Source organism: Humibacter ginsengiterrae, assembly GCF_054780115.1.
In genome coordinates, this window is record NZ_BAAGWY010000007.1 from 110269 (window position 1) to 122209 (window position 11941).

Below are 11941 nucleotides of genomic sequence, written 5' to 3' on the forward strand. Positions count from 1 at the left end.
CGCTTGTGCTCGCGGCTTCACGGGTCAATCGCTTGTGCTCGCGGCTTCACGGGTCAATCGCTTGTGCTCGCGGCTTCACGGGTCAATCGCTTGTGCTCGCGGCTTCACGGGTCAATCGCTTGTGCTCGCGGCTTCACGGGTCAATCGCTTGTGCTCGCGACGCGGTGCCCGCGTCGCTCAACCGAGTCAATCGGCCTGGAAAAGCGAGCGAGCTCGCTTTTCCAGCCCTCAATCCTCGGTGCCCCCGCTGGGACTCGAACCCAGACTGAAGCGATTTTAAGTCGCCTGCCTCTGCCGATTGGGCTACGGGGGCGCCGCGCAGCTACACGCAGGTTAGCCGCCTTCGTGCCGCGAGCCACCCGCATGTTGCCGAGCCACCCGCGAATTCGCGCCGATTCCTGGGTGGCTCGGCACTTCAAGGGTGGTTCGGCGCAGGCAGTGCGACGGCGACACGAACGGCCGCGCAGGTCTCGCCCGCGCGGCCGTTCGACGTCGTACTCAGCTGGCGACGGATGCCTTGGCCGGCTCCTTCTTCGCCGCCGGCTTCTTGGCCGCGGCAGGCGCGGCGTCGTTCTTCGGCGAGGCCGCCTCGACCTGAGGCTTCGGACGCGCCGCGAACTCCTCGAAGACGCCTCGCGGGTTCTGCACGGCGGCCAGCGAGACGTTGTCGCGGCCGAGCCAGAAGTCCAGCCACCAGTCGCCCAGCACGCGCCACTTGCGTTCCCAGCTCGGCATGGCCAGGCCGTGGTATCCGCGGTGCATGAACCATGCGATCAGGCCCTTGATGGCGAGGTTCTTGTACTGGTAGACACCGATGCCGAGGCCGAGACCGGCCACCGCACCTAGGGGCTTGTGGAAGTACTCCTTGATGCCCTCGCCACGCAGCGCCGCGACGATGTTCTTCGCCAGCAGCTTTGCCTGACGCACGGCGTGCTGGGCGTTCGGAACGCAGTACCCTCCGACACCGAAGCCGGTGAGGTCGGGAACGGCCGCCACGTCTCCGCAGCCCCAGGCATCCGCGATGATGTCGTCATCGGTTCCGACGCGCAGGTCGGCGCGAACGCGGAGTCGTCCGCGCTCCTCGATCGGCAGGTCGGTGTGCCGCACGATCTGCGGGTTCGCCATGACACCGGCCGTCCACACGATCAGGTCGGAGTCGAAGCTCTCGCCAGTGGACAGCTCGATGTGGCCGTCGACCGCGCTGGAGAGCTGGGTCTCCAGGTGGATCTGCGCACCGCGCTCGGCCAGGTTCTTGATCACCCAGTGGCTCGTGGGCAGCGAGACCTCGGGCATGATGCGGCCCATCGCCTCGATCAGGTGGAAGTGCGTCTCCTCGAACGTGATCTGCGGGTACTGCTTCAGCAGCGCGCTCGCGAACGCCCGCATCTCGGCGAAGGCCTCGATGCCGGCGAATCCACCACCGACGACGACGAACGTGAGCAGTCGCTCGCGCTCCGGCCCGGGCGGGAGCGCCGCAGCCTTGTCGAAGTTGCCCAGGATGCGATCGCGGATCGCGACTGCTTCCTCGATGTTCTTCAGGCCGATCGCCTGGTCGGCCACGCCCGGGATCGGGAACGTGCGGCTCACCGCACCGGCGGTGACCACGACCTGGTCGTACTCGAACTCCCACGGCTCGCCGATCGCCGGCGTGATCGTCGCCTTCTTCTCGGCGTGGTTCACGTAGGTGACCTTCGCCGTGATCACGTTCGTCTTCTTGAGGTGACGGCGGTGGGAGACGACCGCGTGGCGCGGCTCGATCTCACCAGCGGCGACCTCGGGGAGGAAGGGCTGGTACGTCATGTAGGGAAGCGGGTCAACGAGCGTGACCTCTGCCTCGCCCTTGCGCAGCCACTTCTCGAGTTTCCAGGCCGTGTAGAAGCCGGCGTATCCGCCGCCGACGATCAGGATTTTGGGCACAGTGCAGCGTCTCCTTGAAACGAAAAGTATGAGTCCAATCTACCGCACGGGGTAGTCGGCACATTCGCACGCATCCGGCGACCAGTCGCCACGCGCCAGCGCGAGGTCGCCGATCGGATTCACTCCCGGTCCTGCCGCCAGCGCATGCGCGGCCAGCGCGTGCAGGCATTTGACCCGGGTGGGCATGCCGCCGGCGGAGAATCCGTCGATCTCCTCGACATGCTCCACGCTGTCACGGTCGGCGAGGTATGCGGCGTGAGCACGCTGGTAGGCAGCACGCAATTCTTCGTCATCTTCGAGCATCCGGCCGAATTCGGCCATGATTCCGGATGCTTCCAGCCTCGACATCGCGGCCGTCGCGGCCGGATGGCTCAGGTAGTAGAGCGTCGGGAAGGGTGCACCGCCGGGCAGCCGTGGCGCGGTGGCCACCACGGTGGGAGCGCCGCACACGCATCGCGCGGCGATGCCGATCACGCCACGTGCCGGGCGGCCGAGCTGTGCTGAGACGACCTCGATGTCGCGCGCCGACACCGCATCGAACGGGGGTGTTGTCATCGGATCACTCTGGAGAATTCATCGGGAGAGTTGCGCGGCCGTCTGGTCGGTCAGCCCTGCAGTGAGGAACGATCCGGCGATCGTGGTGAGCCAGTCCGACTTGGTCTTCTGGATGCTCGAACTCACCGGTGCGTCATTCTTCTTAGGTGCCGGCGGCCGGTCGTCGATCACAAGATAGCTGGTCTCCCCCGGCATCACGAAGAGCAGTCGCTGCCTGGCCTGGGCCTTGATGTAGTCCGGATCGCTCCAGTCCGCGACCTGCTTGTTCAGATCGGTGACCTTCTTCGCCGTGTCGGCGTTGCTCTGCTCGAGCTTCGCGATCTGGTGCTGCTGGTCGACGTAGAGGTTCAGCGTGGGCGCTACGACCAGCACACCCAGCACGACGAGGCCGAGCATCACAAGGCTGAACCAGGAAAAGCGGATGCCGCGCAGCCATTTCGCGGAGGCGCGAACGTTCGAGGCGGGCATGCTTCCAGTCTGGTGCACGCCCGCCCCGAATCCCGTGAGCTACGCCGTGAAGCGCGGGAAGGCGCTGCGGCCGGCGTACTCTGCTGCCGTGTCGAGCTCCTCCTCGATGCGCAGCAGCTGGTTGTACTTGGCGACGCGTTCGCTTCGAGCGGGTGCACCGCTCTTGATCTGACCGGAGTTCACCGCCACGACGAGGTCTGCGATGGTGGTGTCCTCGGTCTCGCCTGAGCGGTGCGAGAACATCGTGGTGTAGCCGGAGCGGTGCGCCAGAGCGACAGCGTCGAGCGTCTCCGTGAGGGTGCCGATCTGGTTGACCTTGACCAGCAGTGAGTTGGCGACCCCGAGCTCGATGCCCTTGGCCAGGCGCTTCGGGTTGGTCACGAACAGGTCGTCGCCGACGAGCTGGATCTTCTTTCCGAGCTTCTCGGTGAGCAGCTGCCAGTTCTCCCAGTCGTCTTCGGCGAGGCCGTCCTCGATCGTCACGATCGGGTACGAGTCGACGAGGTCGGCGTAGTAGTCGATCAGCTCGGGCGCCGACCACTGCTTCTTGTCGAGCGTGTACACGCCGTCGTCGAAGAACTCGGTGGCCGCGGCATCCAGCCCGAGTGCGATGTCGCTGCCCGGGGTGAAGCCCGCCTTCTCGATCGCCTTGACGAGGAAGTCGAGACCCTCCCGGTTGCTCGGCAGGTCGGGGGCGAAGCCGCCCTCGTCGCCGAGGCCCGTGCTGAACCCCGCCGCCTTGAGCTCGGACTTGAGCACGTGGTAGGTCTCTGCACCCCAGCGCAGCGCCTCCCGGAAGGTGGATGCGCCGATCGGCGCGAGGAAGAACTCCTGCATGTCGATGCCGTTGTCGGCGTGCTCGCCGCCGTTGATGACGTTGAACAGCGGCACCGGGAGCAAGTGTGCGTTAGGGCCGCCCACGTAACGGAAGAGCGGGAGGTCGGCGGCGTCGGCCGCGGCACGGGCGACAGCGAGGCTCACGCCCAGGATGGCGTTGGCTCCGACGCGGCTCTTGTTCTCGGTGCCGTCGACCTCGATGAGCGCTGCGTCGACCGCACGCTGTTCGGATGCCTCGAAACCCTCGATCGCCGGGCCCAGTTCGTCGAGCACCGCGTCGACGGCCTTCTCGACGCCCTTGCCGCCGTAGCGCGACTTGTCGCCGTCGCGGAGCTCGTACGCCTCGAACGCTCCGGTGGATGCGCCGGAGGGAACAGCCGCACGCGACACGGTGCCGTCTTCGAGAAGCACCTCGACCTCGACGGTCGGGTTGCCGCGGGAATCCAGAATCTCGCGAGCGCCTACAGCCTCGATCAAAGCCACAACGGTCTCCTTGTTTCTTCATGGGTGAGGGGGTGTCGCCGGCGACGGCGCCGACAGGGGCACGGGCGAGCGCCCGGCGCGGCCAAGTCTATATCCGCGCTAGGGCGGGGCTCTGGGCGTTGCACAGCAGCGGGCGGCCGTCCTCATGACGACCGCCCGCTGACGTGGAGTTGCCTGCTACTTGCTGGTGCCCTGCGACACCGATCCCTGCAGCTGACGCTGGAAGAAGACGTACACGATGAGCACGGGGATGACCGTGATGACCACGGCTGCGTACAGCGCGCCGAAGTCGACGGAGTACCCCGCCTGCGACGCGAAGGATGCCATGCCCTGGGTGAGCACGTAGTTGCTCTGGTTCGAGTTCAACGCCACAGGCAGGAGGAACTGGTTCCACAGGCCGAGGAAGTTGAAGATCGCGACGGCTGCCATGCCGGGGGTGGCCATCGGCAGCATCACCTGGAAGAACGTGCGCCACTCGCTGGCGCCGTCGACCTGCGCTGCCTCGTAGATCTCGTCCGGCAGCCCTTGGAAGAAGGAGTACAGGAAGAAGACGGTGAACGGGAGCGCGAACGCGACGTACGTGAGGATCAGGCCGGGCAGGGTGTTCAGCAGGCCGATGCCCTGCAGGATCTTGAACAGCGGCACGATCGCGAGGAAAGGCGGGAACGTGAGGCCGGCGAGCATCAGGTAGTAGATCGCCCGGGCGCCGAAGAATTTGAAACGTGCGAGCACGTAGGCGCACATGGCGCCCAGGATCATGACGATCACGAGTGCGCTCACGACCACGATCAGGGTGTTGGCGAAGTAGCTGCCGATGCCCGACCCGTTCCACGCGTTGACGTAGTTCGTGAAGTCGAGCTTCTGCGGCAGGCTGAACGGGCTGTCGAGGATCTGCTTCGTCGTCTTGAACGACGACATGAACACCCACAGCAGCGGGATGCCCACGATCAGCGACCAGGCGACCAGCAGGACGTGCGAGGCGGTGCCGACGGCGACGTCGCCGCCGGTGAGCTTCGTCTTGTTACGGGAAGGCTTGAGGCCGGCCGTGCCGGCCTTCACGGTCGAGGCGGTGGCGGTCATGCTCGGCCCTTCTCTTCTCGTCCCTTGCTCAGCCGGTTCACCGCGAACACGATCGCCGCGAACAGCAGCGTGATCGCCGCGAGAACGACGCCCATCGCCGTTGCGTAGCCGAACTGGCCCTTGCGGAACGCCGTGTTGAACAGGTCCTGGCTGATCACGAGTGTCGTGTTGGCCGGTCCGCCGGCATTGGGGAACAGCGCGGACATGTAGACGAAGGAGTCGAGGGCCGCGATACCCAAATAGATGTATGCGGTCTGGATGTTGTCACGGATCGACGGGATCGTGATCGAGATCGCGGTGCGGAAGCGTCCTGCACCGTCGAGGCGCACGGCTTCGTAGGTTTCGGCCGGGATGGCCTTGATCGCTGCGACGAACAGCACCGTGTAGAAGCCGATGAAGCCCCAGATGATGACGAACATCGACGCCGGCATCGCGGTGGCCACCACGCCCAGCCAGGCGAAGTTCGTGAACTGGTGAAGGCCGATCGCGGTGAGGAAACCGTTCAACAGGCCGGAACTCGGGTCGTACACCTCCGCCCAGATCAGGCCGATCACGATGGCCGGGATGCAGTACGGGAAGAACGAGACGGTGCGGTAGAAGCCCGAGCCCTTGATGCCGCGGATCTGCCCCTTGCTGGGGCCTGCGACCGTGACCACACTCGCGATGACGAGTGCGACGAAGATCGTGACGAAAGGCACGATCAAGCCCAGCAGGATGCAGTTGAGCACCGCGTGCATGAACGTCGAGTCCTGCGCGAGGTTGATGAAGTTCGTGAAGCCGATGAAGTTCATCGTCGGCGAGAACCCGCCCCAGTCGGTGAGCGAGTAGTAGATCGCCTGGACGAACGGCAGGATCACGAAGATCAGGAAGATCGCCAGGGGCAGGATGAGGAACACCGCCATGAAGCTGACCCGATCGAAGGTCCACTTGGTCGTACGGCGGCGCCCGGGGGGCGGGGCGAGCCGCCCCCCGGTCGTCGTGGTGCTGTTCGGTACGGTCACTTGGATGCCGCGGCCTTGTCCGAGATCGCCTGCATCTGCTGCGTCAACTGTGCCACCGTGGCAGCCCCTGAGAGGAACGAGTTCCAGATCACGAGCTGGTCGGTGTTGAGACCGTACAGGCTGGCGAACTCCCAGTCGAAGATGTTCGAGCCTGCGGCGTCGAGCATCTTGGTCTGGGACACGAGCGCGGTCGAACCGAAACCGTCGGAGGGCACGAGACCCTTGACGATGGTCGGCGCGAGACGCGTCTTGGAGAAGTTCGTCGCGGCGTCCTTGGAGAGCATGGCACGCATGATCTCCTTGCCGCCTGCGACGTTCTTACCCTGCGAGGGAACGATGTACGGCTCACCGGCCGCCGCGCGAAGCGACTCGTACGGCATCTTCGGGCTCGTCGTCACCGTCGGCGCGGGAGCACCCGTCATCTTGAAGTTCGGCGCGGTCGCCTTCTTCATCTCGTTCTCGATCCAGCCACCCGATGCATACAGGATCGCCTGCTGGTCGTTGCTCCACTTCGCCTGTGCGGCCGTGAACTGCGTTCCGGCGCCGCCCGGGATGAAGTACCCAAGCGACACGATCTTGCCCAACGCGTTGAAGACATCCTGGATCGGCTTCTGCGACCACGCGTTCTTCTCGAGGTTGTTGACCGCGTTGAGCACGTCCATGCCGCCCTCCTTGATGGCCGAGTCGAGTGCGAGCGTCAGCCAGTAGGTCGCAGCCTCCTTGCCCCAGACGAAGAGGTACTTGCCCTTCGCCTTCGCCTTGGCACCGAGGTCGGTCGCCTCGTCCCAGGTCTTGGGCGGGGTCCAGCCGTTCTCCTCGAACAGGGTGGCGGAATACCAGATCGCGTACACGGTCATCACGTAGTTCATCGCAACGAACTTGTTGCTGAAGGTGCCCGGCGTCTTCACGTTCGGGTAGAGGGTGTCGGAGATCTTCTTGCCCTCGTAGTTGTTCGCCTCGAATACGTCGTCGAGGGTCTCGAGGCTCTTCAGGATCGTGTTGAAGCCGATCTGGTTCGCACCCGAGTTGTCGATGAGGTCCGGCGGGTTACCACCGACGAAGCGAGGCTGCAGCGACTGCGCGATGTTCGTCTGCGGCGTGACCTTGGACTTCGTCTTCCACTTCTTGTCGACGAGGTTCGCCGCGAAGGTGACGTAGTCGTAGCCGTAGCCGCCGTTGAAGATCACGGCTTCGATGCTCGAGCTCTGCTTGATGCCGAACGGGTTCGACGCCGACTTCGTGCCGCCACCGCCGCCACCGTTGCCGCTCCCGCTGGAGCAGGATGCGAGCGAGACAGTGATCGGCACGGCGACCGCGGCGGCCAAGGCGCCGCGCAGGAACATGCGCCGGTCCAGTCCTCTGTTTTCTGTGGTCATGGTAGGTATGTTGCCTTTCCGTGTTCTCGAATGTGTTGGTGGTGCGTCAGGTGCGGCCGGATCGCCGGATGGTCAGGCGGTCCGGCTGATTCGGTCTCGATAGAGGTCCTCCAATGCCTGGTTGTGCTCGTCCCCGCCCGGAATGTTCGCCGAGATGTAGACGGGCGGGGTCTGCCCGGATTCGCCGATGCGCTCGGCGACGGCGAGAGTGAGCAGCTGCGCGATGAACGCCGCCGTGATCGACGAGATGGCGCCGGCCTTCACCCCGCCGGACAACTCGAGCGTGGCGTCGCCGTACGGGGCCTTGTTGTCGATGACGACATCCGCGATGTCGCGCAGCTTCTTGCCGCTCGGATGCTTCGGCTCGACCGCGTCGGTGTGCTCGAGGCTGGTCACCGCGATCACCTTGTGACCGGTCTCCTTCGCCTTCAGCGCCATGCCGACGATGGAGCCGTTCACACCGGAGTTCGACGCGATGAGGAAGACATCGTGCTCTCCCACCGGGGTCAGCTCGAAGAGCTCGTCGACGATCGCCGGGTCGCGCTCCAGGCTGCTGCCTCCCAGGATGTCCACCTCGCGAGAGCCGCGCAGCACGACGTCGCGCAGGGCGATGCGGTTCGTGGGGATGAGTCCGCCCGCCCGTCCGGCGATCTCCATCGCGAACGCCTCCGAGTGCCCCGTGCCGAAGGCTTGGAGCACGCCGCCTGCCACGACCGCGTCGACCAGCAGGTCGATGGCGGGGTCGAGGGCACCGGCATCCGCCTCGGCCGTCAACGCGGCGATGCGCGTCTCGGCCTCGTGCCGGAAGTCGTCGAAGAGGCGGGTCATGCGTGCTCCTTTTCGTGTGAGTCCTCGCGTCGTTCGGAGGTGGTGCGACCGGACTTCTCCAGGTCGCGCGGTCTGCGACCCCGTGTCGAGCGGCGGTGCGGGGACACCGCGAGTGCAGACGCAGCGAGCGTCGTCGTCGTACGCCCGAAGTTGCGCTGTGCGACCAGCAGATAGAGCAGGTCGAGCACGAACAGCTGGGAGTGCTTGGCCGAGAGGTCGTCGGGCTGCAGGAACTGCTCGTGCGCCAGAGTCACGATGTGCTCGTGCGCCAACTGCGCCAGCGGCGAGTCCGGTGAGTTCGTGACGGCGATCGTGAGGGCACCGGTCGACTTGGCGCACTCGAGCATCTGAATGGTCTCTTCGGTGAGACCGGTGTTCGAGATGCCGATGGCGACCGAATGCTCGTCCTGCAGCGCGGCACTCGTGAGGCCCGAGTGCACCTCTGGCCAGAAGTGCGAGTTGATCCCGATGCGGTAGAGCCGGGACTGCATCTCCTCGGCCATGATCGCGCTGCCGCCGATGCCGTACAGGTCGACATGGCGGCTGGTGGCCACGCGCGTGGCGATCCGCTCGAGCCGGGCGAGGTCGATGAGCTCCGCCGTCTCGTGCAGCGACCGGGTGTGCGCGGTGAGCAGGGTGCTCATGACCTGCGTGGGCGAGTCGTCCGGGCCGAACGCCCGGCCGATGTCTTCGCTCCAGGTCTCGCGCGCTCGCTCGCGGCCGACATCCGATGCGACGGCGACGCGTAGCGGCACGTAGCCGGAGAAGCCGATGGTTCGGCAGAATCGCGTCACTGTCGCGGGCGAAGTACCGGCGGACTCGGCGAGCTCGGTGATCGAGAGCCGCAGCGGGGCATCCGGGGATTCCAGCAGCAGCGAGGCGATCTTCGCCATTGCCTGCGACATCTGGGGAAGGCGAGACTGGATGCGCATGCCGACGCCCGGGCCCGCAGCGGCCGGGACGGCGCCCTGGTCGCTGGTCACTCCGGGGGAAGCATTCATGTGAAAATCCGTCTCACTTCGTCGGGGTCTGGCTGAAAAGTATTATCAGGACATCTGGCCCGCTTATCAAGCTCCGAAATCGAAACGCAACCTATGGGAAATCTCCTCGCCGTCGACGCAGGCGGCACGTCCACCCGCGCGGTGGTGCTCACGGCCACGGGCGAATGCCTCGGCTACGGCAAGGCGGGATCGGGGAATCCGATCTCGTCGGGTACCGAACATGCCGCACGAGAAGTGGTGGCCGCGGTGCGGTCGGCGCTGGCACAGGCATCCGTGTCCGCGATCGCCGACACAGCGGTGCTCGCCATGGCCGGATCGCGCACCTACGTCTCCACCGACTGGATCACCGCCGCCCTGAACGCGGTGGATGTGCGGGGTCGCGTGGTGCTGGAGTCCGACCTGCTGGCGACGTTCTGCTCCGGGGCGTGGGAGGCGGACGGGTACGCGGTGGTGGCCGGCACGGGCGCCGCCGCGATCCGGGTGCGGGGCGGGCAGCAGGACCTCTCGGCCGACGGCCTTGGCTGGCTGCTGGGCGACGACGGCTCCGGGTTCTGGCTGGGCCAGCAGGTGGTGCGCTCGGTCGCCGCGCAGCTGGACGGGCGCGGTCCGCGCACGTCACTGACTCCCCTACTTTTGGGGGTGCTGAACGTGCCGGCCGACGCGTCGAACACGCCCGGTTACGATGGACGGCCGGAGTCCCTTCGGCTGCTGCTCGACGCGGTGTACGCCCTGCGTCCGATCGAGCTCGCCAGGTTCGCGCCGCTCGTGTTCAAGGCCGGCGACGACGACGTCGCCAGCAGGATCGTGACGGATGCCCGTGCCGCCTTGCACACGACGCTCGCCGCGATCGACACCGCCGCCGTGCGCGGGCCCGTCGTGTGCGGTGGGGGTGTGCTCGGAGCGCTGGGACTGCCCGTCGAGGGTCTCTCCGGCGTGACAGAGGTGCGTTCGGTGGCGGATGGCGCGGTGGGTGCTGCGGTGCTGGCGCTTCGCCACAACGGCGTCACCGTCGATCGCGACGTTTTCGAGCGGGTGCGGGAGACTCTGGAGTCGCTGCGCGGTTAGGTGGTAGCCGCTGCCGGTCAGCCGAGGTCGCGGAACTGCAGGTCGTCGACCTCGGTCGTCGCGGGGGTGACGGGCGCGAATCGCGTGTACCCGGCATCCGCCAGGCGTGCCAGCAGCGGTTTGAGGTTCTTCACGCGGCGTTCCACCCGCACCCGGGCGCCGGAGTCCACGAGCTGCGCCTTGAGCCGGAACAGCGTCGGCGCGTCGACGTCGTGGTCGTAGACGAGCACCACAGCGTCTCCCGCGGCCTGCTCGGGCACCTCCACCAGGTCGACGATGCGCTCGAACCCGAGTGAGAAGCCCACGGCGGGCACATCGGTGCCGAGGAAGCGGCCGATCATGCCGTCGTACCGGCCTCCCCCGCCCAGCGAGTACCCGAACTCGGGGTGCTGGATCTCGAAGATCGCGCCCGTGTAGTAGCCCATTCCGCGCACCAGGTTGTGCGAGAAGACCAGCGGAGTGCCGGGAGAGACGGCGGCGACCGCATCCCGGATCTCGTGCAGGCTGCGGTACGCATCCGTGTCGAGCCAGGCAGGCGGTGGCACGACGCCGCGGTCGAGGTTCCAGCCGTCGTCGGGAAGGCCGGAGAGACTCTCGGCGACGACGGCCGAGGCGGATTCCGGCACGAGACCCAGTTCGACGAGTTCGGCGACCACGCCGTCGACCCCGATCTTGTCTTCCTTGTCGATCGTGATCATGGCGCGTTCATAGTCGGCCTCGGCCACACCCCACGACGCGATCAGTCCGCGCAGGATCGCCCTGTGGTTGATCCGGATCGTGCAGCCGGTGAGCCCGAGCGCGTCGAGCGTGGCGATCGTCGCCGTGATCAGCTCGATCTCGGCAATGACGCCCTGCTCGCCGATGATGTCGATGTCGCACTGCACGAACTGCCGGTAGCGGCCCTTCTGCGGGCGCTCCGCCCGCCAGACCGGCGCGATCTGGATGGACTTGAACACGCTCGGCAGCGCCGCCCGGTGGCTGGCGTAGAACCGTGCGAGCGGCACGGTGAGGTCGAAGCGCAGACCGAGATCGGTGAGAGCCTCGAGGTCGCCGGCCGTCGCCAGCTCCGCGACCGTCTCCCGCGTGAGACCTCGGCGCAGGATGCCGAACGCGAGCTTCTCGTTGTCGCCGCCGAGTCCCGAGTGCAGTCGCGAGGCATCCTCCATGACCGGCGTCTCGATCTCATCGAAGCCCTGCGCCGCATAGCTGGAGCGGATGATCCCCAGCGCGTGCTCGCGGCGGGCCTTGTCGGCTGGGAGGAAGTCGCGCATGCCGCGGGGCGGGTTCACGGGTTGGGCCATGGGTCCATTCTTTCAGTGCCGAGCCGGGC

The 11941-nt window shown here is 66.5% G+C and carries 11 protein-coding genes and 1 tRNA gene; 1 reads left to right on the top strand and 11 read right to left on the bottom strand.

What is annotated here, in order from left to right:
• Positions 1–239: 239 nt before the first annotated feature.
• The 10 genes from ACYVII_RS10375 to ACYVII_RS10420 form a co-directional block, all read right to left on the bottom strand.
• Positions 240–313, bottom strand: a tRNA-Leu gene (locus tag ACYVII_RS10375).
• Positions 314–498: 185 nt separating this feature from the next.
• Positions 499–1917 carry an NAD(P)/FAD-dependent oxidoreductase gene (locus ACYVII_RS10380; RefSeq protein ID WP_460534604.1) on the bottom strand — a complete coding sequence of 473 codons (1419 nt, stop codon included), beginning with the start codon at positions 1915–1917 and terminating at the stop codon, positions 499–501.
• A gap of 39 nt (positions 1918–1956) precedes the next feature.
• The gene (locus ACYVII_RS10385; RefSeq protein WP_460534606.1) at positions 1957–2472 is read right to left on the bottom strand and encodes a DUF501 domain-containing protein; all 516 of its coding nucleotides are present in this window, start codon (positions 2470–2472) and stop codon (positions 1957–1959) included.
• An 18-nt stretch (positions 2473–2490) separates the two neighbouring features.
• Complete coding sequence (locus tag ACYVII_RS10390; RefSeq protein WP_460534608.1) at positions 2491–2940, bottom strand: FtsB family cell division protein; 450 nt, start codon at positions 2938–2940, stop codon at positions 2491–2493.
• A 39-nt stretch (positions 2941–2979) separates the two neighbouring features.
• Positions 2980–4260 (bottom strand): phosphopyruvate hydratase, encoded by a 1281-nt coding sequence (eno, locus tag ACYVII_RS10395; protein ID WP_460534610.1) that lies wholly within the window; start codon positions 4258–4260, stop codon positions 2980–2982.
• A gap of 177 nt (positions 4261–4437) precedes the next feature.
• Positions 4438–5340, bottom strand: a complete 903-nt coding sequence (locus ACYVII_RS10400) for a carbohydrate ABC transporter permease (RefSeq protein WP_460534612.1) — start codon at positions 5338–5340, stop codon at positions 4438–4440.
• Complete coding sequence (locus ACYVII_RS10405; protein WP_460534614.1) at positions 5337–6341, bottom strand: carbohydrate ABC transporter permease; 1005 nt, start codon at positions 6339–6341, stop codon at positions 5337–5339. The genes ACYVII_RS10400 and ACYVII_RS10405 overlap by 4 nt, the downstream gene beginning before the upstream one ends.
• Entirely contained in the window at positions 6338–7717 is a 1380-nt protein-coding gene (ngcE, locus tag ACYVII_RS10410; RefSeq protein ID WP_460534616.1) for a type 2 periplasmic-binding domain-containing protein, read from the bottom strand. The genes ACYVII_RS10405 and ngcE overlap by 4 nt, the downstream gene beginning before the upstream one ends.
• A 72-nt stretch (positions 7718–7789) precedes the next feature.
• Positions 7790–8545 (bottom strand): sugar isomerase domain-containing protein, encoded by a 756-nt coding sequence (locus tag ACYVII_RS10415; RefSeq protein WP_460534618.1) that lies wholly within the window; start codon positions 8543–8545, stop codon positions 7790–7792.
• Positions 8542–9546 (bottom strand): MurR/RpiR family transcriptional regulator, encoded by a 1005-nt coding sequence (locus ACYVII_RS10420; protein WP_460534620.1) that lies wholly within the window; start codon positions 9544–9546, stop codon positions 8542–8544. The genes ACYVII_RS10415 and ACYVII_RS10420 overlap by 4 nt, the downstream gene beginning before the upstream one ends.
• Before the next feature lie 93 nt (positions 9547–9639).
• Here ACYVII_RS10420 and ACYVII_RS10425 point away from each other — a divergent pair, with 93 nt between their 5' ends.
• A complete protein-coding gene (locus tag ACYVII_RS10425; protein ID WP_460534622.1) occupies positions 9640–10611 on the top strand; it encodes an N-acetylglucosamine kinase in 972 nt (323 codons plus the stop codon).
• A 17-nt stretch (positions 10612–10628) separates the two neighbouring features.
• Here ACYVII_RS10425 and hisS read toward each other — a convergent pair whose 3' ends face one another.
• Positions 10629–11912 carry a histidine--tRNA ligase gene (gene hisS, locus ACYVII_RS10430; protein ID WP_460534624.1) on the bottom strand — a complete coding sequence of 428 codons (1284 nt, stop codon included), beginning with the start codon at positions 11910–11912 and terminating at the stop codon, positions 10629–10631.
• Positions 11913–11941 lie beyond the last annotated feature (29 nt).